Here is a 23845-nt window from a genome sequence, read left to right as displayed (position 1 = left end):
ACGGAATGTGCGCGGCCGGGGGAAGACTTCGGGAGGTCCGGTTCAGCCTGTGAAAAAGCGGACGATCCCCTTCAACGGGTGGGGTCCGGGCCCCGGACCGCCGTGAAGTGCGCGAAGACGACCGTGTTGCCCGTGTAACCGGTCCGGCGGTCGTACGCGCCGCCACAGGTGATCAGCCGGAGTTCGGGGCGGCCACGGGCGCCGTAGACCTCCCGGTCGGGAAAGTGCGCCTTCTCGTACGACTTGACGGCGTCCACGGTGTAGACGGCGGTACGGCCGTCCGCGCGCCGGAGTTCGACGAGGTGCCCGGGGGTGAGTTCGCCGAGTCCGGCGAAGACCGCGGGCCCGGTGTCGGTGTCCAGGTGCCCCACGAGCACCGCCGTGCCCCGCTCACCGGGCGAGGGCCCGTCCCGGTACCAGCCGACCTGGCGGGCGTCGCCCTCCGGCGGTGCGGTGAGCCGGTGGTCCCGGTCGAGTCCGAGGCCGATGACGGGTGCGTCGACCCCGATGTAGGGGATGACGACCCGGGTGGGGCGGGCACGGGCCAGGGGGCGGGGCGGTGGGGCCGCGGGCCTGGTGGCCGGGGCGGGACGCCGCGCCGTGCGGGGTGGGGCGGGGCGGGCGTCGGTGGTGCGGGAGGCCTTGACCGCGGTGGAGCCCGGGGCGGCCGCGGCACCGGTCGCGGCCGCCCCGGAGGGCTCCTCGTCCTGGGACCACCAGACGCCGCCCACCGCCAGCGCGACGGTCAGGGCGACCGTTCGCGTCAGACGGTAGGCGCGCGTCCGGTACCAGGGCCTGCGCCTGCGTCTACGCGGCGCCATGCGGCCGACGACGCAGCCGGAACCAGACCACCCCGCCGACCGCCGCCAGGCCTACGGCGGCGGCACCGGCGACAGGGCTGATGGCGGCGTCACGGGCGAGCCCGCCACCGCCGGCCGGGGGGCCGCCGTTGGGGCCACCGGGGCCACCGGGGGGCGGGGTGGTGCTCGGCGGGGTGCTGGGCGGGGTCGTCGGGGCGCAGTCCACCCAGAACGTCTTGTGCTTGTTGTCGCCGCCGTCGCCGTCCGCGGTGCTCCAGGTGAGCTTGTAGTGGCCGTTGGCCAGCGGGACCGGGTTGGTGTGCGCCGCGCCCGTGGAGTCCGTGGTGACCGCGCCCGTGGCCGTACCGGCGTTGGGCGTCGGCGGCTGGCCGACGATGGTCCAGGTGACGCTCTCGTTCGGGTCGAAGTTGAAGGCGTCCAGGTAGAAGTGGCAGACATGGGGGTCGTTGGCCTGCTCGTCGGTGGGGGCGCCCACCTCGTGGATCTTGACATCCCCGTTGTTCGCGGCACTGGCAGGCGTCCCGACGAGGGCGACCCCCGCGAGGGTCAGAGCCGCCAGCGCGGCGGTACGCGCTGCGGCGCGGCGTGGCAGGGGCGTGGTGGTCATGCGAATGCCTCCGAGTCAGACGATTTTCACACAAATCGCAGTTCGTCTGACTCTCTTTCACATACGCCCCGGCGAGCGTGGGAGCACCGCCCGACGCCCCGTCAGATATCCCTCTTCCGGCCCACCACCGGCGCCGTCCTGCGAGGCCCCGCCGTCTCCCGTGCCTCCGCCGGCTTCGCGGGCGACCGCAGCGCCACCCCCGACGACAGCAACAGCAGCCCGCCCAGCATCACGAACGGTGCCGCCACCCCCGCCACCCCCGCGATCAGCCCCGCCGCCGCCGGCGCGGCCACCTGGCCGAGGCGGTTGCCGGTCAGGCGCAGGGCCAGGGCGGTGGAGCGGGCGCCGTCGGGGGCGGCCTGGACGACCGTCGTCATGGAGAGCGGCTGACCGACGCCCAGACAGAAGCCGAGGGCGGCCAGCATCAGCCCGAGCCCCCACACCGGCACCGGCAGCGCGATGCCCGCGCACAGCACGGCGGCCAGGAGACACGTCAGCGTGAGCAGCAGGGGCCGGCCGAGCAGTCGTAGCAGAGGAGTCAGGACCAGGCGGCAGGCGATCGTCGCGCCGGCGCGCAGGCTGAGCAGGACGCCGATCACCGAGGGAGCGATGTCGCGGTGCTCACCGACCACCGGGAGGTAGGCGGTGAGGATGTCGGTCGCGGACAGGACCGAGAGGCTGACGAGCATGCCCGCGGGGACTCCCCGGGCACGCAGGATGCTGTTCACCGGGACCCGATCGCCTTGCGCGGAACGGGACTTGACCATCGCGGGGTCCTCGATGCGCCACAGCGAGGTGAACGCGACCGCCGCCCCCGCGCCCGCGACGACCAGCGCCAGCGCGCTCGTGCCCGCCATGTCCCGGCCGCCGATCAGCGCCCCCGCGGCGATCGGACCGATCAGCTGGCCGAGGGAGGCGCCGATGGTGAAGTGGCCGAAGTTGCGGTCCTGTTCGTGCGGGGCGGACTGGCGGGCGACCAGGGACTGGGAGCCGATCACGAAGCACAGGTGACCGAGGCCCATCACCCCGCTCCACATCGCCATCGTCCACAGGGAGTCCGCGACACCGCTGAGCACACAGCCGCCGGAGATGAGGATCACGCCGGCCGGCAGCAGGGGCGCGCAGCGGCCGTGGTCGGTGCGGCGGCCCAGCGGTACGGCGGCGAAGAGCGGGAGCAGGGCGTAGACGCCCGCGATGATGCCGACCGCCCGCTCGTCGGCGCCGAGCGCGAGAGCCCGGTAGGAGACGGCGGGCCGGGCCATCGACACCGCCCCCTGCGCGAACGAGAAGGCGATGACGAGGCGGAGCAGCCAGCCGCGGTTCCTACCGGGCTCCATGAGGAGAACCTCCAAGTGCGGTACTGGATACGTCAGATGATGCCGAAGAGGATCCCTGCCCCGAGCACCACCAGAGATGTCAGCGCGGCCCACTTGACCACGAACCTGGTGTGGTCGCCGAACTCCACCTTCGCCATGCCGACCAGGACGTAGACGGCCGGGACGAGCGGGCTCGACATGTGCAGGGGCTGGCCGACCAGGGAGGCGCGGGCGATCTCCAGGGAGGAGACACCGTGGGCCTGGCCGGCCTCGGCGAGGACGGGGAGGATGCCGAAGTAGAAGCCGTCGTTCGACATGAAGTACGTGAGCGGGATGCTCAGGACGCCGGTGACGAAGGCCATGTGCGGGCCCATGCCGTCCGGGATGTTGTCGACCAGCCACTCGGCCATGCCGTTGACCATGCCGGTGCCCTGCAGCACACCGGTGAAGACGGCGGCGGCGAAGACCATGCCGGAGACGTTGAGGACGTTCTCGGCGTGGGCGGCCAGACGGGCCTTCTGGTCGGGGATGTGCGGGAAGTTGACGGTGAGCGCCGTCGCGGCGCCGAGCAGGAACAGCACCGGGATCGGCAGCCACTCCATGATCATGGCGGTCAGCAGGGCCACCGTGAGCAGCGCGTTGAACCAGTACAGCCTGGGGCGCAGGGTGGCACGGTTCGGGTCGAGGCCCTGGAAGCCCTCGTCCTCGACGGCCTCGGGGAGGTCCGCGCCGGTGCCGCCGCCCGAACCCCCGGTGCGGGCTTGGGACTTGCCCGAGCCCGGGCCGGAGCCGACCAGGACGGTCTCCGTCTCCTTCTCCTCGACCAGCGCCTCGTCCAGCGTCAGCACACCGAGCCGCCCCCGCTCGCGGCGGCCGAGGACGTAGGCGAGGGCGATCACGAAGACCAGACCCACGGCGAGCGCCGGGATCATCGGCACGAAGATGTCGCTGGCGTCGAGCTTCAGCGCGGTCGCGGCACGGGCGGTCGGGCCGCCCCATGGCAGGGTGTTCATCACGCCGTTGGCCATCGCGGCGACACCGGTCAGCACGACCAGGCTCATCTTCAGGCGCTTGTACAGCGGGTACATCGCCGAGACGGTGATCATGAAGGTGGTCGAGCCGTCGCCGTCCAGCGAGACGATCGCCGCGAGCAGCGCCGTACCGACGACGATCCTGAGCGGGTCGGCCTTGCAGAACCTGAGGATCGCCCGGACGATCGGGTCGAAGAGACCGACGTCGATCATCACACCGAAGTAGACGATCGCGAACATGAGCATCGCCGCGGTGGGCGCGAGGCCGGTGACGCCGTCGATGACGTAGTCGCCGAGCTTGGCGCCCTTGCCCACGAACACGCAGAACAGCGCGGGTATGAGCACGAGCGCCGCGATCGGCGACATCTTCTTCAGCATGATCAGGACCAGGAAGGTCGCGATCATGGCGAAGCCGAGGAAGGTCAGCATGAGTGGATACCTAACGTTCGCCCTTGAACATCCCACCGGGCAGGCGGTGCGACGACGTTAGGTCCGTTCAAACGGCGTTAACAAGACGTTGACGCGTGAGCAATAAGAGCAGAACCGCAGGTCACGGCTTTGCTCAGATCACGCGGGCACGACGGCCGCGATCTCCACCGGCACTCCGTTGAGGACCGCGTTCCCCGACAGAGGGTCCAGCAGGCTGCCGTCGAGGAGCTGGTTGACGTTGACTCCGGGGTCCGTGGCGGCGTGGCGGAGCCGGGTGCCGGGCCGGTCGTGGCCCCAGCCGTGCGGCAGGCTGACCACGCCCCGGCGCACGCCGTCGGTGACCTCCGCGGGCGCCGTCACCTCTCCCCCGGCCCCCTTGACCCGTACGGCGTCCCCGTCCCGCACACCGAGCCGTTCGGCGTCCTCGGGGTGGATCTGGAGGGTGCAGCGGTTGGTGCCGCCGGTGAGGGCGGGGACGTTGTGCATCCAGCTGTTGTTGGAGCGCAGATGACGGCGGCCGATCAGCACCAGCCCGTCCGGCAGTTCGTCCAGCGAGCGCCGGAGCCGGGGCAGGTCGTCGGCGATCGGCCGCGGCAGCAGTTCGACCTTGCCGCTGGGGGTCTTCAGCGGCTGCGGCAGACGCGACCGCAGCGGCCCGAGGTCGATGCCGTGCGGATGCGCGAGCAGCCGGGCGAGCGACAGCCCGTCCGGTCGTACGCCGAAGCCGTCGCCGTAGGGGCCGAGGCGCAGCATCATGTCGATACGGCGCTCGGGGCCGGTGTCGCCGGTGAGCAGCCCGGCGAGTTCCTGGGGGTCGCGGCCGTGCACGGGCGAGTAGGGCTCCTTGACGGCCTTGCCCAGGGTCTGGCCGATGACCAGGTCGTCCACGGCGGACGGGTCGGCGCCGTGCATCCCGGTCGCGGCCAGGATCAGCCGGGCGAAGATCTCCGTCTCGGCCATCCGGCCGGGCTCCAGCGGGACGGCGGGGCGGGTGTAGCGGACCTGGTTGCGCACGGCGAGGGTGTTGAAGGCGAAGTCGTGGTGCGCGCTCTGGGAGGGCGGGGGCGGCGGCAGCACGACGTCGGCGTGGCGTGTGGTCTCGTTCAGGTACGGGTCGACGCTGACCATGAAGTCCAGGCCGTCCAGGGCCTTGTCGAGCCGGTCGCCGTCGGGCGCCGAGAGCACGGGGTTGGCGGCGGAGGTGATGAGCGCCCGGATCGGCTCGCCCTCCGCCGTCGCGGTGTCGATCTCCTCGGCGAGCGCGGAGAGCGGCAACTCGCCCTTGGCCTCGGGGTGCCGGCTCACCCGGGAGTGCCAGCGGCCGAGCTGGAAGCCGTGGCCGGGACCGGCGGGGCGGGGCGTCCGGTCGGTGGCGGCCTGCGGGAAGAGGGCGCCGCCGGGGCGGTCGAGGTTGCCGGTGAGGACGTTCAGGACGTCGACGAGCCAGCTGCCGAGGGTGCCGTGGGGGACCGTGCAGCTGCCGATGCGACCGTACACGGCGGCGGTCGGGGCGGCGGCGAGTTCGCGGGCCAGCGCGCGGATGGTGCCGGCGTCCACGTCACAGGCGGCGGCGACGGCCTCGGGCGTGAACTCCCGCACCGCCAGGCGGACTTCCTCGACGCCCTCCACATGCGGCGCCAACTCGCCCAGATCCACGAGCCCTTCCTCGAACAGCACGTACGCCATCGCCGCGAGGAGCAGCGCGTCGGTGCCGGGGCGGATCGCGATGTGGCGGTCGGCGAGCTTGGCGGTGCGGGTGCGGCGCGGGTCGATGACGGTGAGGGTGCCGCCGCGCGCCTTGAGGGCCTTGAGCTTGCCGGGGAAGTCGGCGGCGGTGCACAGACTCCCGTTGGACTCCAGGGGGTTGGCGCCGATGAGCAGGAGATGAGCGGTGTGGTCGAGGTCCGGCACGGGGATGGCGTTGGCGTCGCCGAAGAGCAGCCCGCTGGAGACGTGCTTGGGCATCTGATCGACCGTGGACGCGGTGAAAATGCTGCGGGTGCCGAGGCCGCCGAGCAGCACGGGAGGGTAGAGGCCACCCGCGACGGTGTGGACGTTGGGGTTGCCGAGGACGACGCCGACGGCATGGGGCCCGTACCGCTCGACCACTCCCCGCACCCCGGCGGCGACCGCGTCGAAGGCCTCCTCCCAGGTGGCCTCCCGCAGCTCCCCGTCCTTGCGCACGAGCGGGGTGCGCAGCCGGTCGGGGTCCCCGTCGACGGCCCCGAAGGAGGCGCCCTTCGGGCAGATGAACCCCTTGCTGAACACATCCTCCCGATCACCTCGGGCCCCGGTCACCCGGGTCCCCTCGATGGTCAGGGTCAGCCCGCAGGTGGCCTCGCACAGGGGGCAGATACGCAGGGCGGTGCGGGACACGGGTCCTCCCGGGGCGACGACGGTGACGCTCGTTGGTGGGGCTGAGCATACCGACCGGTATGAAGGGAGGGGAGGGCCGCCGGGGGTGAGGTCGTGAATTCGCGCACCGGACGGCCCGGCGGCTTCCGTGCACCGGACCCGGAACCCGCTTCGCTCAGTCCAGCACCCGTGCCAGATAGGCCCGCAGCATCTCGCGGGCCTCCTCGATGATCTTCTCGTCTCCCTCCGGGGCCACCCGGAAGGCCAGGTGGACCAGGGTGTCGGCGGTCTCGACGGCGATCAGGAAGGTGCGGCGCAGGTCGTCGTCGGGCTCGCGGGCGAGGTAGCCGGAGAGGAGGTCGGTGAGGCGGTCGGCGACGCGGTGGTTGGGTTCGGCGTCACGGGCGCCGACCGGGATCTGGTTGCCGAAGTCGACGAGGGAGAAGCCGGGTGCGGTGCGCTTCATGGCCAGGTACTCGTCGAGCACGGCGTCCATGGCGGTGCGCCAGCCTCCCTCGCCGGGCTCCTTGAGGCGCTCGGTGACGCGCTCCGTGAAGTGTTCGAGGTTGCGCTGGGCGAGGGCGTCGGCCATCTGCCGCTTGTTGCCGAAGAAGCGGTAGACCGAGCCGATGGGGACACCCGCGCGCAGGGCGACGGCCCTGGTGCTCAGGGCGTCGTAGCCGACCTCGTCGAGGAGTTCGGCGCAGGCGTCGAGGATTCTGGTGAGCCGTTCTGCGCTGCGCCGCTGCACGGGCGCTCGGCGTAGCGATGTCGCTTGGGGCACGGACTTCATGATGCCTCTCCGACGTGGTCCGGTGAAGCTCGCCCCTCGGTACGGAGATCGGTGCTCGGTGCACTCATCGGGGGAGTACCGCTCCGGGTGCCGCTCGGCCCTGCCGTACCGGACGGATCGGCCGCGCCCTGTGTGCCGGCCGGCGTCCCGCTCGGCTCCGGATCCGACGCCGTGATGTCGGCGGTGCTCTCCACCGGTTCGCCCTTCACCGCCCACACCGTGCCGTCGTCGGCGTACAGCCGGGCGGTGACGTGGTGGGTGCCGCGCGGGACGAGGCGGGCCGGGAGGCGGTAGCCGGCCGTGCGCAGCGGGGTGACCAGACGGCCGTCGACGTAGAGGCGGGCGTAGCCGTGGCCGGCCACCGGCCGGGCCCGTGTGCCGGCCGCGGAGAAGCGGAAGTGGCGCACGGTCAGCCGTACGTCCCAGCTGTCGCCGGTGTCCGGCTGCACCTCGATGCCGACCTCGGGCGCGTCCTTCCCGTCCACCTGGCGCAGACGGCCGCCCTGCTTGTCCGTACCGTCCAGCACCTTGCCCACGGGGGACGCCGAGCCTCCGTTCTTCCCCTCGTGCGCACCGCTGGTGCCGCACCCCACGGATCCGGCCAGTAACAGGACACAGACCGCGAGCACGGCGAGAAGTCCCCGCGTCCACGACATGTCCGGGAGCGTAGAACAACGGTCCGACAGCCGGATCCCCCTGGAGGCTGGTTCTGGCTGGTCCCCGTCCTCCCTGGTGAGGACGGACCGCGTACCCCTTGCGCATGCGAAACCGCAATCCTATGGTGTTCCATAGGAATCGATGCGCAAGGGAGCGACCATGACCGGGGACGCGCGCAAGGCCGCGGAGGGCCTGACCTACCTCTGCGGGTTCGGCAACGAACACAGCTCCGAGGCGGTGCCCGGCGCCCTCCCCGAGGGCCGCAACTCCCCGCAGCGCGCACCCCTCGGCCTGTACGCGGAGCAGCTGAGCGGCTCCGCCTTCACCGAGCCCCGCGCCCACAACCGGCGCTCCTGGCTCTACCGCATCCGCCCCTCGGCCGCCCATCCGCCGTTCACCCACACCCACAACGGCTGGATCCGCACGGCCCCCTTCACGGAGTCCGTCCCCGACCCCAACCGCCTGCGCTGGAACCCCCTCCCCGACCCCGCCGACGGCACCGACTTCCTCGCCGGTCTGTGGACCCTGGGCGGCAACGGCGACGCGACCCAGCGCACCGGCATGGCCGTGCACCTGTATCACGCCAACTCCTCGATGGACCGCGTCTTCAGCGACGCCGACGGCGAGCTGCTGATCGTCCCGCAGCGCGGCGGACTGCTGCTGCACACCGAGTTCGGGCAGCTCCATGTGGAGCCCGCATATGTGGCACTGATCCCTCGTGGGGTCCGCTTCCGTGTGGAGCTACTGGACGCGTCGGCCCACGGCTATGTGTGCGAGAACTACGGGGCCCCCTTCCGTCTCCCCGACCTCGGCCCCATCGGCGCCAACGGCCTCGCGGGCGCCCGCGACTTCCGGGCCCCGGTCGCCGCCTACGAGGACGTCGAGGGCCCGGTCGAGGTGGTCAACAAGTTCTGCGGCAACCTCTGGCAGGCCACCTACGACCACTCCCCGCTCGACGTGGTCGCCTGGCACGGCAACCATGTCCCCTACGTCTACGACCTGCGCCGCTTCAATGTCATCGGCACCATCTCCTACGACCATCCCGACCCGTCGATCTTCACCGTGCTGACGTCCCCTTCGGACACCCCCGGCCTGGCGGGCGTCGACTTCGTGGTGTTCGCGCCGCGCTGGCTGGTGGGCGAGGACACCTTCCGGCCGCCGTACTTCCACCGCAATGTGATGAGCGAGTACATGGGCCTGATCGAGGGCGCCTACGACGCGAAGACGGCCGGAAAGGGGGGGTTCGTACCGGGTGGCGGCTCGCTGCACAACATGATGTCGGCGCACGGTCCGGACCGGGAGACGTTCGACCGGGCGAGCACGGCCGAGCTGGCGCCGCAGAAGGTGGACGACGGCCTGGCGTTCATGTTCGAGACCCGCTGGCCGGTCACCCTCACCGCGCACGCGGCGCAGGCGGACCATCTGCAGCGGCACTACGACGACGTGTGGCAGGGCCTCGAACGGCACTACCGCCCCTTGCACTGAAGATCCCCTGCCGGTACGGATGGCCCCGTGACCTCCTTCGCCCCGGACTCGATCGTCCTGAACCGCAAACTGCCGCTCTGGTATCAGGTGTCGCAGTCGCTGCGCGCCTCGATACTCGGCCGCTCGCCGCAGGACCCCCTGCGGCTGCCCACGGAGGAGCAGTTGGCGGGCCACTACGGGGTGAGCGTGCTGACCATGCGGCAGGCGCTGAAGGAGCTGGAGGACGAGGGCCTGATCACCCGGCACCGCCGCCGGGGCACCTTCATCGAGCCGGACGCCCGGCGGGCCGCCCCGGTCCGGCTGCTGGGCTCCGTGGACGCGATCGTGGCCCAGCAGTCCGGCATGACGACCGAGCTGCTGGACCACGGCCACGCGCCGCCGCCGAACGAACTCGCCGCGTACTTCCCCGAGACCGACGAGGTGGCCCTGTACCACCGGCTGCGCAGCGACGAGAAGACGGGCGAGCCGACCAACCACGCCCGCAACTACGTCCGTCCGGAGCTGGCCGGCCGTATCGACCCCGCGGACCTCGTCCGCTGGCCGATGACCAAGGTGCTGCGGGATGTCGTGGGGGCGGACATCAGCCGGATCACGGACACCGTCGAGGCGCGTCTGGCGGACCCCGAGACGGCGCGGCTGCTCCAAGTCCCGCTGCTCAGCCCGATCCTGCACTACACGGGTGTGACCTACGACGGCGCGGGAAGGGTGTTGGACGCGGCGGTGATCCACTACCGCGGCGACCGCTTCTCCTTCACCGTCACGCTGGACGCCACATGAGGTCACCGTCAGTGGCAGGTCGTACGATGCGGGGCGTGACGCACGACGACGCTCCGCCGCTGGCGGACCTCATGCCGTGGTCCGTCGCACCGCCGCGGCTCGGCCGGGGGTGGCCGACGGGCCCCGACGCGGCATCCCTGAAGGCCCGCTGGGACGCGCTGCTGAAGGCGGACGGCCCCGACCGGGAGGCCCTGTTCGAGCCCACGCGCTCCCGCACCCCGCGCACGGCGGTGGGGCGGCTCCCGGGCCAGTCGAGCGGGACGGAGAAGCTGATCCGGGCCTCGGGCCCCTGTCCCGACCCCGTACGCGTCCTGCACGCGCCCTTCGACGAGCAGTGGCTCATCCCCGACCACCGTCTGATCGACACGGCGCGACCGGAGTTGTGGCGGGTGGCGGACGAGCACCAGATCTTCGTTGTCGAGACACCTTCCGACCCGGCCGGCCCCCCTCTCCTGGCCACGGCCCATCTCCCCCTGCTCCGCCCCGGCCGGATCCGCCCCCTCTACCGCCGCCCCGGGGGCACCGAACCCAATCTGGCACCGGGCCTGCGGGACCACCTCAGCGCCCGCCTGGGCCTCTCCCCCACCCCCCTGGACATCCTCGCCTGGACGACGGCGACGGTCCGCCCCGATCTGACGGTCCCGCTCACCGAGGATCCCGAACTGTGGTCACGGGGAGTGGAGCTGGGCCACCGCGTCCTGTGGCTGATGCGCCGTGACGGCGACCGCCCGAAGCTCCCGGGAGGCCGCCGCCCCTACGTCCGCGCCCCGCTCCCCTCCCGCCCCCTCACGATCGGCTACGACCGCGAGGAGGAGACCCTCCTCCTCGACGACGGCCGTATCGCGCCGGTGCCACCGCAGGCCTGGGACTTCGAGGCGGCGGGCGGCCGGGTCCTGGAACAGTGGTTCGCGGCCCGGACGACGGAGCCCGAACCGGGCACCCTGGCCGCGATCCGCCCGGCGACCTGGCCGCAGACGTGGACGTCGGAGCTGCTGGAGCTGATCACCGTCCTGGCCCTGCTCGCGGAACTGCGCCCGCGGCAGCGGGAGTTGACGGTGACGGCTCCGATCGGCACGGAGGAGCTGAGGAAGGCGGGCGTCCTGCCGGCGCCGGAGGCGTCCCGCCGCCCGGCGTCGGTCCTCGACCACCACGAGGAAGGCCCCGAAGGCCAGTTCACCCTGATCTAGGCCGTGTTCCGGAACCGGGCCGGCGCCCGGCCGGGTCGAAGGCGTCGAGAACCCTCTCCAGCGCGAGCCCGAACACGGCGTCCATGTCGATCGGCCCCGGGTCCTCGGCGAAGGCGGCGGCCATCCGCGGATACGCCCCGCTCGCGATCTGGCCGCCCAGATACGCGATCCGCACCGCGTTCTCCTGCTCCTGGGACCAGGGCAGGTGGCGGGTGCGCTCGGCGGCGTCCATCTCGGTCGACACATAGATCGTCACGACACCGTTGAGCAGGCCGATCAGCTGCATCTTCAGGCCGTAGGTCATGTCCTCGAGCGGGTCCAGGCAGGCCAGGCAGTGCTCCAGGTAGCGCAGCGCGTTCGGGCTGAAGCCGTACACGGGTGACATCAGACGCGGCATCCAGGGGTGCCGGTGCATCAGCTCCCTCGTCTGGTCGGCGACCCGGCGCATGTCGGCCCGCCAGTCCCCCGACGGCTCCCACGGCTCGTGCTCCCCGCTGACGGTGTCCACCATCAGCTCGTACAGGTCCTCCTTGCGGGGGACGTAGTTGTAGAGCGACATGGTCCCGCACCCGAGTTCGGCCGCGACATGCCGCATGGACACCGCGTCCAGCCCGCCCTCGTCGGCGATTCTCACCGCCGCCGCCGCGATGTCGGCACGCGTGTACGCGGGCCTCGGCCCCCGCCCCGCCCGCTCGGGCCGCGCCCAGATCACTTCGGGTACCGCTGCTCGGCCCGCCATCGATCATCACCTCGGACACCATGCTAGTTACGTACACCGTACGCAGTGCGCTATGGTCAGGATATGACTTCTACGTACGCTGTACTTAGTGAAGGTCTGAAGAAAAGGTTCGGCGAGGTGCACGCGGTGCGCGGGCTGGATCTCGCGGTGGCCCGGGGGACGGTCTGCGGAGTCCTCGGGCCCAACGGCGCCGGCAAGACGACGGCCGTACGGCTGCTGGCGACCCTGCTGCGGCCGGACGCCGGCTCGGCGCGGATCGCCGGGCACGACCTCGTCCGGGACGCGGCGGCCGTACGGCGGAGCATCGGCGTCACCGGGCAGTACGCCTCGATCGACGGTGACCTCACCGGACGTCAGAACCTCCGGCTGTTCGCCCGGCTGCACCGGGTGCGGGCGCCCGGCGTGCGGGCCGGGGAGCTGCTCGACCGGTTCGGGCTCGCCGAGGCCGCCGACCGGCCCGCGTCCACCTACTCGGGCGGGATGCGCCGCCGGCTGGACCTCGCGGCGAGTCTGATCCGGCGTCCCGAGGTGCTGTTCCTGGACGAGCCGACCACCGGACTCGACCCCGTCAGCCGCAATCTGATCTGGGACGCGGTCCGCGAACTCACCGCCGACGGGACGACGGTGCTGCTGACCACGCAGTACCTGGAGGAGGCCGACCGGCTCGCCGACGACATAGCCCTGGTGGACCGGGGGCGGGTGGCGCACACCGGGTCACCGGCGCAGTTCAAGGCGTTGATCGGGTCCTACGTCGAGGTCGTCGTCGCGCACGCCGACGTGATGGCGGAAGCGGCCGGCGTCCTGGACCGGCTCACGGGCGCTCAGCCCTCGTTCGACGACGAACGGCACGCGGTCGGCGCCGTCACCCGGGACCCGACGCTCACGCTGCCGCGCCTGGTGCGCGAACTGGACGCGGCGGGCGTGCCGTTGCTCGACGTCAGCCTGCGGACGCCGACGCTGGACGACGTCTTCCTACGGCTGACCGAGCCACAGCCGGCCGACCGGCCCTCGGGCCCTGCGGACGACAAGGAGCCCGCGGCATGAGCGCACTGGCCTACGACGGCCTCGCGATGGTGGGCCGTCAGCTGCGGCGGGTCCGCAACAGTCCGGGCCTCGCGATCCTCACCCAGGTCATGCCGATCAACATGCTGCTGTTCTTCGGCTATGTCTTCGGCAGCGCCCTCGCCATGCCCGGCCGTGAGTACCGGTCCTTCCTGGTGCCGGGGCTGATGGTCGCGACGGCCGCGGGCGGGATCATGACCGGGATGTTCCAGGCCGCGGCCGACTCGCACCGGGGTGTGATGGACCGGTTCCGCGCGATGCCGGTCAGCCGGGCCGCCGTACCCCTCGGACAGGCGGTCGCCGATCTGGCGGTCAGCGCGATCGGAACCGTGCCGCTGCTGCTGGTGGGGCTCGCGGTGGGCTGGCGGATCGAGGGGAGCGCGCTCGAAGTGGCGGGTGCCGTGGGGCTGTTGCTGCTGTTCCGGTTCGCGTGCACCTCGGTGGGGATCTTCCTCGGGCTGCTGACCCGCAGCGAGGACGCGGCCGGGCAGCTGGGCTCCTCCACGTTCGTGCTGCCGCTGCTGTCCAACGCCTACATCCCGACCGAGGGGCTCGCGGGGTGGCTGCGGGCCCTGGCCGAGTGGAATCCGATCAGCGCGGTGACGACGACCCTGCGGCACCTGTTCGGGAACGCGCCGGTGCCGACCGGGGGCGCCTGGCCGGTGGCGCATCCGGTCGCCGGGTCACTGGTGTGGAGCGTGGCGGTGATCGCCGTGTTCATGCCGCTGGCGGTGCGCAGATACACGCACGGCGAGCGGTGATCCCGACAGCGGTCATCACCACGTCGGCGATCTCAACAGCCGGGTGAGGGCGGGGGGTTGTCTTCGGTACCGAGCGGGTGGAACGTACCGAAGACGCCCTCCATGCTGAAGCGCGACGCACACCGGTCGCGGGAACGCCGCTGCCGCTCAGCGCCCGCCGAACAGTGAACGAGTCAGCCGGCGCAGCGGCGCGAAGAGCGAGACCTTGCGGACCCGCGCACCCCGGTCGCTGCGGTTCTGTGTGGTGTCACGCGCGGTCAGCTCACGCATCAGAGACGTCGCCTCGGCCGCCTCCCGCTGCGGGACGGCAGGGCCCGCCAGCACCGAGAGATGGCGGTCCAGACGCGAACTGGTCGCGCTGCTCCCGTAGGTGATCGCAGGGACCCTGGCCCTGCTGCGCACTGTTATCTGTTCCATGTCACTCCCCACCCGTACGAGTCCACCCGGCCCGGGCAGGGTAACCCTATCGCCCTCGTGGGGCACTCGTGTATCGCGGTCACAGGATTCACCTTCCCCGCAAGGGTGTTGACGACCCCTCCACCGTCACTCTCCGAATCCAACCGATTTCAGGGCGAGTTGGACAATCGGCTGGCTGGTGGGCTGTGGTGAGCCCCCGTCGGGCTCGACGGTCACAGCGAGTGATGTAGCGGACTTGTTGAGGCCGGTCGCGACCAAGGGCGTGTCGCCCTGCTCGAACAGCCCCAGGGAGCGTGGTTGCGCATGGGGGCGCATCTGCCACAGCTGGTGCACGCGTCCGCCGGGCGGCTGCGCGTATCCGCTGAGCGTGACGATCGCCTGCCCCTCCGCGGCGGAGGCGACCACCGAGATGCTTCGGCCCCGGCTGTCCTTGCCGGTGGCCGCGCGTGTGTCGGGAGCTGCGAGAACGTGGTTGATCTCACGTGACTGCGACTGCGCGGCGTCCAGCTTGTCCTGGGTCTGCCGGGCCTGCACGGCGAAGAGGGAGGCGACCACGAGGGCCGCGGCGGCCGTCGCCGTGGCGAGCGGCACGAAGAAGGGGCGGCGCTCGCGGGGCGCACGAGTGCGCGACGGCGGCGGCTGCGTGCCCCAGACGTGCGGCGGCAGCTGAGGCGTGTGCTCCGGCATCGGACTCGGTTCCTGCGGAGTCGCGCGTACGGCGGCCAGCACCCGGTCGCGCATCGCGGCCGGCGGCGGGGCGGCCGTCGACCAGGCGAGGCGGGCCGCGTCCTCGGACAGGGCGCGCACCTCGGCGGCGCAGCTGTCACACGTCCTCAGGTGCTTCTCGAAGCGGTACCGCTCCCCGGACTCCAGCGCGTCGAGCGCGTAGGGGGCCGCGAGCGAGTGCAGATCCTCGCGGCGGAGCAGTCGGGCGAGAAGACTCATGCGACACCTCCCAGGCACTTGCGCAGCTGGGTGAGTCCATCGCGCATACGGGTCTTGACCGTGCCCAGCGGCAGGGAGAGCCGCTCGGCCACTTCACGGTACGTGTAGCCGTCGTAGTAGGCGAGGGTGACGGACTGGCGCTGCAGGGTGGTGAGGCGGTCCAGGCAGCGGCGTACCCATTCGCGTTCCAGACCCGCCTCGACCTCCTCGGTCACCTGGTCGAAGGCGGGGTGATGGGCCCGGCGGGCCTCGCGCTGTTCGCGGTCGACGGCCGCGCGGGCGCTGCGGACCCGGTCCACGGCGCGGCGGTGGGCGACGGTGAGGATCCAGGACAGGGCGCTGCCGCGCCCGGGGTCGAACTTCGCGGCGGAGCGCCAGAGTTCCAGCAGCACCTCCTGCGCCACCTCCTCCGACTGCGCCGGATCCCGCACGACCCGGCGCACCAGTCCGAACACCGGACCCGACACCAGTCCGTACAGCTCCTCGAACGCCTTCTGGTCACCGCCTGCCACGAGCACCAGAAGCTCGTCAGCCTCCACTCGGTACCCCTCTCCGCGCCCGCATGGGCCCCGTCCCGTCACACCAGGCATTCGCAACGAACGCACCTCCGGATGGGGTACGGATCAGCGCGTCCGAAACGCGGGTCCGCGCCCCACGAAGAAGTTTCGCGGTTCGACTGAAACAAGATCAGGGGTTCGCCGTAAAGACGTTTGAGATTCCACCAATCCACTCCGGCGACCGCTCCGAATCAGCGTTCGTCAGGCAAGTTGGGACTGAGGACGGACGGCATGACAACTGACTCCAGGAGCGGCGCGGGACGCAGGAGCATCGCGACCCTCATAGCTGGTGCACTGGCGGCCGGCGGGCTCGCGGCCGCCGGTGTGGCCACGCTGGAACCGGGGGCGGCATCCGCCTCCAGTCACCGGGAGGCCCCGCTGATCTCGGGGCAGCCCCAGTACGACAACACGGACCTGTACGCGTTCGTCAGCCCGGACAAGCCGGACACCACGACGCTCATCGCCAACTTCATCCCCTTCGAGGAGCCGGCCGGCGGCCCGAACTTCTACCAGTTCGGCGACGACGCCCAGTACGACCTCCACATCGACAACAACGGGGACGCGCAGGACGATCTGCTGCTGCGCTACACGTTCAGGACGCAGACGAAGAACAAGAAGTCGTTCCTGTACAACACGGGCGTGGTCAGCAACCTGGCCGACCCCGACCTCAACATCACGCAGACGTACGACATCGAGCTCGTCAAGCTGAGGCACGGCAAGGCCGTGTACCGCTCGAAGCTCGCCGACGACGTCCCGGTGGCGCCGTCGGACGTCGGCAAGGCGTCGATGCCGGACTACAACAAGCTGCGCGAGCAGGCGATCTACAAGCTCCCCAACGGTGCGCAGACCTTCGCCGGCCAGGCGGACGACCCGTTCTTCGCCGACCTGCGCGTCTTCGACCTGCTGTACGGCGGGAACCTCTCCGAGGTCGGCCGGGACACCCTCAAGGGCTACAACGTCAACTCGATCGCCCTGCAGATTCCGACGGACATGATCACCGAGTCGAAGAAGCAGCCGGTCGTCGGCATCTGGTCGACCGTCCAGCGCAGGAACGCCCAGGGCTACTACGAGCAGGTCTCACGCCTGGGCAACCCGCTCGTCAACGAGGTCGTCAACCCGATCAAGGACAAGGACAAGTTCAACGCGTCCTCGCCCGCGTACGACGCGCAGTTCCTGAAGAACGTCACCAACCCGGAGCTGCCGAAGCTCATCGAGGGGATCTACAAGATCAAGGCGCCCTCGGAGCCCCGCAACGACCTCGTCGACGTGTTCCTCAAGGGCGTCAAGGGCCTCAACCAGCCGCCGTACGTGAAGCCGGCGGAGGAACTGCGCCTCAACACCTCCATCAAGCCCACCGCCTACCCGAAGCGGCTCGGTGTCCTCGACGGTGACAACGCGGGCTTCCCGAACGGGCGCCGGCTCACCGACGACGTGATCGACGAGGCGCTGCAGGTCATGGAGGGCGAACTGGTCGGTTCCAAGAACGACCTGGGCGACGCGGTCGACAAGAACGACAAGGGCTTCGGCAAGTACTTCCCGTACCTGGCCAACCCCACCTCCGGTTCGCGCGGTGCGACCGCCAAGGGCGTCTCCAGCGGCAGCGACGTCAAGAGCCAGCTCGGTGACGCCCTGCAGCCCACGTCGGTCGGCGGTATGGACAACACCACGCTGATCGCGGCTTCGGCCGGTGGCGGCGCCGCCGGTATCGCGTTGATCGGCATGGGCCTCATGTGGTGGCGCCGGATGCGGAGCCGGGTCTACTAGACCGCGGCAGCGGTCCCAAGACGGCGGATCGGGCGGAATTCTTCGGAGCGGCACCGCCCGATCCGCGGATCGCGTCACCCCTGAACTGGCGCGGCCCGCACAGTACTCATCCCCCACGGTGCGGGCCGCGCCGCTTCCAGCGGCAACATCCCTGTATGGAACGGCACTTGAGGAGAGGGCGATGGGCCCGGGAACGAACGACAGCGAAGACCGCGCCTCGGAGGGTGCTGAGACCGGCGGTGTCACCGCACCGGAGCCGGAAGAGGCGGTCGACGCCACGGAGGGCACTGCTGTCGGCTCCACCGAGGGCACAACCGCCGACGAGCGTGTCGCCGCCGTCCGCCGTGTCGCCGCCGTCGGCCGGCGTTGGCATGTCGGGCAACTGGCCGGGCTCGCCGCCCTGTTGGCCGTGGCGCTCACCGGTGGGTCCATCGCCTACGGCGCCATCCGGGACGGGAACACCACGACCGTCTCCGCCTCCTCGGACGGCGCGCTGTCCCCGGCGCTGCTGAACAGCGGGAACATCGACGCGAGCATCCTCTCCCTGCAGGCCCATCTCAAGGCGCAGCCACGGGACTTCGGCGGCTGGGCCAATCTCGGACTCGCCTATGTCGAGCAGGCCCGCACCAAGGGTGACCCCTCCCGCTACCCGCAGGCCGACAAGGCGCTGAAGCGCTCCCTCGCCGTGAAGCCCGGCAACGAGCAGGCCATCACCGGCCAGGCGGCCCTCGCCGCGGCCCGGCACGACTTCAAGGACGCCCTGAACTTCGCCGACCGGGTGCTGAAGGAGAACCCCTACAGCCAGAACGCCCTCTCCTCCCGTATCGACGCCCTGGTCGAACTCGGCCGCTACGCCGACGCGTCGAAGGCCGCCGACACCGCGGACTCCCGGCGCCCGGGCATCCCGATCTTCACCCGGTACGCGTACGTCCACGAGCTGCGCGGCGACGTGAAGACGGCCCGCCGGGTCCTGGAACAGGCCCTCGGCACCGCGAGCACCAAGGGCGACATCTCCTACGTCGCCTTCCAGCTCGGTCAACTCGCCTGGAACCAGGGCGACTACAAGACCGCGCTCACCGACTACGCCCGCGCCCTCGCCGCCGACGACACCTACCTGCCGGCGCTGGAGGGCCGTGCCCGCGCCGAGTACGCGAGCGGCGACAAGGCGACCGGGCTGAGGGACATGGAACAGCTCGTCGCCCGCTATCCACTGCCCCAGCCCCTCGTGGAACTCGGCGAGATGTACGAGGACCGCGGTGCCGCCGGCGACAAGGCGAAGGCCCACGACCAGTACGCCCTCGTCGACGCCTGGATCGCCCTGGCCCGCGCCTACGGCGTCAACGCCGACCTCGACACCGCCCTCGCGGCGGCCGACCACGGCGACAAGGCCGCGGCCCTGCGCGCCGCCCGCGCCGAGTGGGCCCGCCGCCACACCGTGCACACGGCGGACGCCCTCGCCTGGGCGCTGCACGTCAACGGCAAGGACGCGGAAGCCCTCCCGTACGCCAAGCAGGCCACCGCGACCGGGTATCGCAACGCCACCTTCCTCTACCACCGCGGCATGATCGAACGCGCCACCGGCCACACCGAGGACGCCCGCACCTGGCTGCGAGCGGCCCTGAGGCTGAACCCGGGCTTCTCGCCACTGGGTGCCTCCGAGGCCCGCAAGGCGCTCAAGAACCTGGAGGCGGCTCAGTGAACACCCGTCGATCGCTCGCCACCTCCGCGGCCGTCCTCACGGCGGCCTGCGCGCTCGCGCTGGCTCCTTCCACCAGCGCGAGCGCGCACCCTCTCGGCAACTTCACCGTCAACCGGTACGACGGCCTGGTGGCCGCCCCCGGCGAGCTCCGCGTCGACCATGTCGAGGACCTCGCCGAGATCCCGGCGACCCAGGCCAAGCCGGACATCAAACGGCTCGGTATGACGGAGTGGGCGAAGGAGCGGTGCGACAAGGCGGCCGCGGGCAGCAGGGCGACCGTGGACGGGCGGGCCGCCACCCTCACCGTGAAGAGCAGCAAGGCCCGGCTGCGGCCGGGACAGGCCGGACTGAACACCCTGCGCGTCGAATGCCGCCTCACCACGCCGCTCCCCGAGGGCGGGAAGGCGACCGTCGGCTTCCACGCCGAGGGCGCCACCTCGGGCCCCGGCTGGCGGGAGATCACGGCACGCGGCGACCGGATGACGCTCACCGCGACGGACGTACCGAAGACGTCCGTCTCGCATGAACTGACCAGCTATCCGAAGGAGTTGCTCTCCTCCCCCGCCGACACCTCGACGGCCTCGCTGCGGGTGCGCCCGGGCGGACCGGCCCTCGTCGAGGACCAGCAGGACGCCCCCGCCGCCTCCATCCTCCCGCGCGGTGCCGACCGCTGGACCGAGGCCCTGAACAACCTGGTCGCCCGCCACCACCTCACCGCCGGTTTCGCCGCGCTCGCCCTGCTGATCGCGATCGTCCTGGGAGCGATGCACGCACTGGCCCCGGGCCACGGCAAGACCCTGATGGCGGCCACGGCGGCGGCCCGCGGGGGCAGGGCCCGGCTCAAGGACGTCCTGCCCCTGGCCGCCTCGGTCACGGTCACCCACACCCTCGGCGTGGTGGCCCTGGGCCTCCTGGTGACGGCCGGCTCGGCGGCGACCCCGTCGGTGATCGCCTGGCTGGGCATCGCGAGCGGCGTCCTCGTGCTCGCGGCGGGCGCCAACCTCGTACGCCGGGCGTGGCGCAACCGCGCACACGGGCACGGACACGGACACGGGCACGAGCACCCTCACGGTCACGAGCACACCCACGACCACCCCCACGACCACCCCCACCCCCACCCCCACAAGCACGAGCACGACCACACACACGCGGTCGAGGACACCGGGGAACGGTCCCTGGTCCTGGTCGCCGCCCACACGCGGACCGCGTCGGCGACGGACACCGAGACCCACGCGCACGATCACGGGCACACGCACGATCACGGACACACCCATGACCACGGGCACCCGCACCCGCACGGCCACACGCACGACCACCCCCACGGGTCCGGCCACACGCACCACGACTCGGACACCGTCGAACACACCCACGGCGGCTTCACGCACACCCACTCCACCGCACCCACCGTCCGCGGCACGATCCTCCTGGGCTTCGCCGGCGGGCTGGTCCCCAGCCCCTCCGCCGTCGTCGTGCTCGTGGGCGCCGCAGCGCTCGGACAGGCCTGGTTCGGGCTGCTGCTCGTCGTGGCGTACGGCATCGGTCTGGCCCTCACCCTGACCGCCGCCGGGTTCGCCGTCGTCAAGTTGGGTACGGGGATGAATCGGGTGCTGGACAGGCGCCCCCGCTGGACCACCCACCCGATGACCGCCCTTCTGCGCAGGACCGCTCCCCTGGGTTCCGCGTTGCTGGTGGTGGCTCTCGGGGCGGGACTGGTCCTCAAAGGGGCGGCATCCGCACTCGGATGAGCTACTTTGTGAATGAATCAGGTGAGATGCCGTGGGGGGCGTCGGTGTCGGAAGAACCGGGCAGTGAACGTCTGATCGCGGGCCGCTACCGTCTGCTGTCCCCGCTCGGCGAGGGCGGCATGGGGACGGTGTGGCGGGCCCGCGACGAGGTGCTGCACCGCGAGGTCGCCGTCAAGGAGGTGCGGGCGCCCGCGGGCCTGCCCGCCTCGGACATCGGTCGGATGTACGCCCGCCTGGAGCGCGAGGCGTGGGCCGCCGCCCGGGTCGCCAACCGCAATGTCGTCACGGTGTACGACGTGGCCACGCAGGACGGCCGGCCGTGGATCGTGATGGAACTGGTGCGCGGTATCTCGCTGGCCGAACTGCTGGACGCCGAGGGCCCGTTGGAGCCTCAGCGGGCCGCGCACATCGGCGCCGAGGTGCTGGCCGCGCTGCGGGCGGCGCACGAGGCCGGGGTGCTGCACCGGGATGTGAAGCCGGCCAACGTACTGCTGTCCAACGACGGCCGGGTGGTGCTGACCGACTTCGGCATCGCGCAGGTCGAGGGCAGTTCCGCGCTGACGATGACCGGCGAGGTGATCGGCTCGCCCGAGTTCCTGGCCCCCGAGCGGGCGTTGGGCAGAACCCCGGGTCCGGAGTCCGATCTCTGGTCGCTCGGTGTGCTGCTGTACGCGGCCGTCGAGGGCAACTCCCCGTTCCGTCAGGCGACCCCGCTCAACACCCTGCGCGCGATCGTGGACGAGGAACTGCCGCCGCCGCACCGGGCCGGTCCGCTCGCCCCGGTCATCGAGGGGCTGCTGCGCAAGGATCCCGCCGAGCGCATCCCCGCCGACCGGGCCGAGCACGACCTACGGCTCATCGGGGCCGGGGGCACCCCTTCCGGCGCGACCGTGCCGACGTCGCCGTACCCCCCGACGATCGCGGCCTTCCCGGAGCCGGCCCCGTACCCCTCGGGGGAACGCACCCTGCCGGTGCCCGCCCCGGCGCCGACGGCCCCGGTCGCCCCGCCCCGCGAACCCGAGCGCAACCGCCGCGCCGGTCTGGTCCTGCTCATCGGCGTGGTCGTCCTCGCCCTGGCCATCGGCGGGTTGACGTACGCCCTGTTGAACCGGGGCAACGGCGACAAGGGCAGCAACAACGCCGACAACCCCCGGACGGACGCCGGGACTTCGCCGACGGTCACGCACAGCACCCCGGGCAGTACGACGCCGAGCCGGAGCAGCAGCGCCTCCAGCGCTCCACCGCAGTCCGTGAGCGTCACGCTCGCCGGCTCGAACACCGACTACTCCGGCACCTGTCCGCCGGCTCAGGGCGACGCGCCCGGCTTCACCGCGACGTTCACGGTGGGACGGCTGCCGGCCGAGGTCACCTACCGCTGGGTGTCGAAGGACGGGCAGGTGATGGACCGGGGATGGAAGACCCTGTCCTTCCCCGAGGGCGGTGGGCGGACCAAGCAGGACAGGGCGTTCGTGACGACGTACGACACCACCGGGACGTTCCGGAACTCGATCAGTGTCGAGGTGCGCTCGCCGCAGCGGACGACGTCCAACTCTGTGCCGTTCTCGGTGACATGTGTGGCGGAGACCCCGACGGGCGGGGCCTCCCCCAGTGGTGCCTCACCCTCGCCCTCTCTGTGAGACGGCGTCAGGCCGCGCTGGTGAGCACCGGCAGATAGCCGCCGGACTGGCCGGCCGCGGTCGGATGGTACGACTCGCCGATGTTCAGCAGGTTCAGACTGTGCAGCCAGGAGCTGCCCGAGCAGATCTCATGACCGCTGAAGGTGGTGCGGACGTCGCCGAAGCTGAAGCCGTGGTTCGCGGCGACCTTGTTGATGGCGGTGTCGAGGTAGTCGGCCGCGCCGTTGATCGCCTGCCGCTTGGTCGCGGAGAGACCGACGCAGGTGGTGCCGAGCTTGTAGAAGCGCGGGTAGCCGAGGACGACGACATGGGCGTTCGGTGCCTTGGCGCGGATCGCGTCGTACACGCTGTCGAGCTGCCCCGGCAGCGTCGAGTCGACGTACGCCTTCGCGGTGTTGATGCGGGAGGTGCAGGCGCTGTCGGACTGGAGGACGCAGGTGGTCATGACGTCGGAGAAGCCGGCGTCGTTGCCGCCGATGGTGAGGGAGACCAGGGCGGTGGCGGAGCTGAGCGGGCCCAGCTGGTTCGCCAGAACATCACCCGTACGAGCGCCCGAGCAGGCGGTGAAGTCGAACGCCGAGGGTGAATGCGCGGCCGCCCACAGGTACGGGTACGCCTTGGTGCTGCGGTCGCAGTCGCCGCTGGAGGAGAGGTAGCTGCCGGCGCCGACTCCGGAGGAGTAGGAGTCACCCAGGGCCACATAGGGGCCTTGGGCGGCGTGGGCCGTACCCGTCCCGGTGAGGACGGCGGCGGCGGCGAGGAGGAGCGAGCCGACGTAAGCGGCAAATCGGGAACGTCTCATGGAACCTCCCTTTAGCAGGATCTCTGCCACAACCGTCGTACCAACTACGCGTATTGACGGGAAGTGTCCATGCCAAAGACATCCTTGATTTTGTGCTCATGACAGATTTGTTGACACCCCCTCAACTCCCTTGCCCCAGACGCTCCCTTGGCAGATCCTTTACTCGGCCTTGAACGGGAACGCGACGTTCCGGGCTGTGCGCGCGACCGCGCGCACCCCCCACAGCCGCGCGTCCGACCCCGAGGCGCGCAGCCACGAG

General features: G+C 71.4%; 21 protein-coding genes. 9 read left to right on the top strand and 12 right to left on the bottom strand.

The features are described from left to right. Positions 1–71: 71 nt before the first annotated feature. The 7 genes from ABZT17_RS17815 to ABZT17_RS17785 all read right to left on the bottom strand — a co-directional run bounded on the left by ABZT17_RS17815 (position 72) and on the right by ABZT17_RS17785 (position 8008). Positions 72–821, bottom strand: coding sequence for a class F sortase (locus tag ABZT17_RS17815; RefSeq protein ID WP_356349755.1), 750 nt, complete (start codon positions 819–821; stop codon positions 72–74). Then, on the bottom strand, positions 808–1428 hold the full coding sequence (locus ABZT17_RS17810) for a hypothetical protein (protein ID WP_356349752.1): 621 nt from the start codon (positions 1426–1428) through the stop codon (positions 808–810). The genes ABZT17_RS17815 and ABZT17_RS17810 overlap by 14 nt, the downstream gene beginning before the upstream one ends. Positions 1429–1529: 101 nt before the next feature. Beyond that, positions 1530–2765: an MFS transporter gene (locus ABZT17_RS17805; RefSeq protein ID WP_356349749.1), complete on the bottom strand. Its 1236-nt coding sequence runs from the start codon at positions 2763–2765 to the stop codon at positions 1530–1532. Positions 2766–2797: 32 nt separating this feature from the next. Beyond that, positions 2798–4204 (bottom strand): CitMHS family transporter, encoded by a 1407-nt coding sequence (locus ABZT17_RS17800; protein ID WP_356349747.1) that lies wholly within the window; start codon positions 4202–4204, stop codon positions 2798–2800. 138 nt (positions 4205–4342) lie between these two features. Next, positions 4343–6580 (bottom strand): molybdopterin oxidoreductase family protein, encoded by a 2238-nt coding sequence (locus ABZT17_RS17795; protein WP_356349744.1) that lies wholly within the window; start codon positions 6578–6580, stop codon positions 4343–4345. A 154-nt stretch (positions 6581–6734) separates the two neighbouring features. Then, positions 6735–7352: a TetR/AcrR family transcriptional regulator gene (locus tag ABZT17_RS17790; protein ID WP_356349742.1), complete on the bottom strand. Its 618-nt coding sequence runs from the start codon at positions 7350–7352 to the stop codon at positions 6735–6737. Beyond that, entirely contained in the window at positions 7349–8008 is a 660-nt protein-coding gene (locus ABZT17_RS17785; RefSeq protein WP_356349739.1) for a hypothetical protein, read from the bottom strand. Before ABZT17_RS17785 ends, ABZT17_RS17790 begins: the two co-directional genes overlap by 4 nt. Before the next feature lie 160 nt (positions 8009–8168). Here ABZT17_RS17785 and hmgA point away from each other — a divergent pair, with 160 nt between their 5' ends. Genes hmgA through ABZT17_RS17770 form a run of 3 tightly spaced genes read left to right on the top strand, consistent with a single transcriptional unit; the run spans position 8169 to position 11458 of the window. Further along, on the top strand, positions 8169–9494 hold the full coding sequence (hmgA, locus tag ABZT17_RS17780; protein WP_356349737.1) for a homogentisate 1,2-dioxygenase: 1326 nt from the start codon (positions 8169–8171) through the stop codon (positions 9492–9494). A 27-nt stretch (positions 9495–9521) separates the two neighbouring features. Beyond that, entirely contained in the window at positions 9522–10271 is a 750-nt protein-coding gene (locus tag ABZT17_RS17775) for a GntR family transcriptional regulator (RefSeq protein WP_356349734.1), read from the top strand. Between the two features lie 26 nt (positions 10272–10297). Further along, complete coding sequence (locus ABZT17_RS17770; protein WP_356349908.1) at positions 10298–11458, top strand: type ISP restriction/modification enzyme; 1161 nt, start codon at positions 10298–10300, stop codon at positions 11456–11458. Here ABZT17_RS17770 and ABZT17_RS17765 read toward each other — a convergent pair. Further along, complete coding sequence (locus ABZT17_RS17765; RefSeq protein WP_356349731.1) at positions 11445–12197, bottom strand: TetR/AcrR family transcriptional regulator; 753 nt, start codon at positions 12195–12197, stop codon at positions 11445–11447. The two genes, ABZT17_RS17770 and ABZT17_RS17765, sit on opposite strands and share 14 nt — an antisense overlap. A gap of 63 nt (positions 12198–12260) precedes the next feature. Here ABZT17_RS17765 and ABZT17_RS17760 point away from each other — a divergent pair, with 63 nt between their 5' ends. Together ABZT17_RS17760 and ABZT17_RS17755 are read left to right on the top strand one after the other, a co-directional pair. Beyond that, positions 12261–13241: an ATP-binding cassette domain-containing protein gene (locus tag ABZT17_RS17760; protein ID WP_356349729.1), complete on the top strand. Its 981-nt coding sequence runs from the start codon at positions 12261–12263 to the stop codon at positions 13239–13241. After that, positions 13238–14020: an ABC transporter permease gene (locus ABZT17_RS17755; protein ID WP_356349727.1), complete on the top strand. Its 783-nt coding sequence runs from the start codon at positions 13238–13240 to the stop codon at positions 14018–14020. The genes ABZT17_RS17760 and ABZT17_RS17755 overlap by 4 nt, the downstream gene beginning before the upstream one ends. 147 nt (positions 14021–14167) lie before the next feature. Here ABZT17_RS17755 and ABZT17_RS17750 read toward each other — a convergent pair whose 3' ends face one another. The 3 genes from ABZT17_RS17750 to ABZT17_RS17740 form a co-directional block, all read right to left on the bottom strand. Beyond that, positions 14168–14437: a hypothetical protein gene (locus tag ABZT17_RS17750; protein WP_356349724.1), complete on the bottom strand. Its 270-nt coding sequence runs from the start codon at positions 14435–14437 to the stop codon at positions 14168–14170. 126 nt (positions 14438–14563) lie between these two features. Further along, a complete protein-coding gene (locus ABZT17_RS17745; RefSeq protein WP_356349722.1) occupies positions 14564–15382 on the bottom strand; it encodes an anti-sigma factor in 819 nt (272 codons plus the stop codon). Next, the gene (locus ABZT17_RS17740; protein ID WP_356349719.1) at positions 15379–15921 is read right to left on the bottom strand and encodes a sigma-70 family RNA polymerase sigma factor; all 543 of its coding nucleotides are present in this window, start codon (positions 15919–15921) and stop codon (positions 15379–15381) included. The genes ABZT17_RS17745 and ABZT17_RS17740 overlap by 4 nt, the downstream gene beginning before the upstream one ends. 249 nt (positions 15922–16170) lie before the next feature. Here ABZT17_RS17740 and ABZT17_RS17735 point away from each other — a divergent pair, with 249 nt between their 5' ends. From ABZT17_RS17735 to ABZT17_RS17720, 4 genes are all read left to right on the top strand, one after another. Next, positions 16171–17703, top strand: a complete 1533-nt coding sequence (locus tag ABZT17_RS17735; RefSeq protein ID WP_356349717.1) for a DUF4331 domain-containing protein — start codon at positions 16171–16173, stop codon at positions 17701–17703. A 181-nt stretch (positions 17704–17884) separates the two neighbouring features. Further along, a complete protein-coding gene (locus ABZT17_RS17730) occupies positions 17885–19402 on the top strand; it encodes a tetratricopeptide repeat protein (RefSeq protein WP_356349715.1) in 1518 nt (505 codons plus the stop codon). Beyond that, complete coding sequence (locus ABZT17_RS17725) at positions 19399–21147, top strand: sulfite exporter TauE/SafE family protein (RefSeq protein WP_356349713.1); 1749 nt, start codon at positions 19399–19401, stop codon at positions 21145–21147. Before ABZT17_RS17730 ends, ABZT17_RS17725 begins: the two co-directional genes overlap by 4 nt. A gap of 44 nt (positions 21148–21191) precedes the next feature. Then, positions 21192–22784: a serine/threonine-protein kinase gene (locus tag ABZT17_RS17720; RefSeq protein ID WP_356349710.1), complete on the top strand. Its 1593-nt coding sequence runs from the start codon at positions 21192–21194 to the stop codon at positions 22782–22784. Positions 22785–22791: 7 nt separating this feature from the next. On the opposite strand, the gene ABZT17_RS17715 is transcribed toward ABZT17_RS17720, so the two are convergent. Beyond that, positions 22792–23586 carry an SGNH/GDSL hydrolase family protein gene (locus ABZT17_RS17715; protein ID WP_356349708.1) on the bottom strand — a complete coding sequence of 265 codons (795 nt, stop codon included), beginning with the start codon at positions 23584–23586 and terminating at the stop codon, positions 22792–22794. Between the last annotated feature and the right edge of the window lie 259 nt (positions 23587–23845).

The sequence above is a fragment of the Streptomyces sp. NPDC005648 genome, from assembly GCF_040605395.1.
Lineage (GTDB): Bacteria > Actinomycetota > Actinomycetes > Streptomycetales > Streptomycetaceae > Streptomyces.
This window is presented reverse-complemented; position numbering and strand designations above follow the sequence as displayed.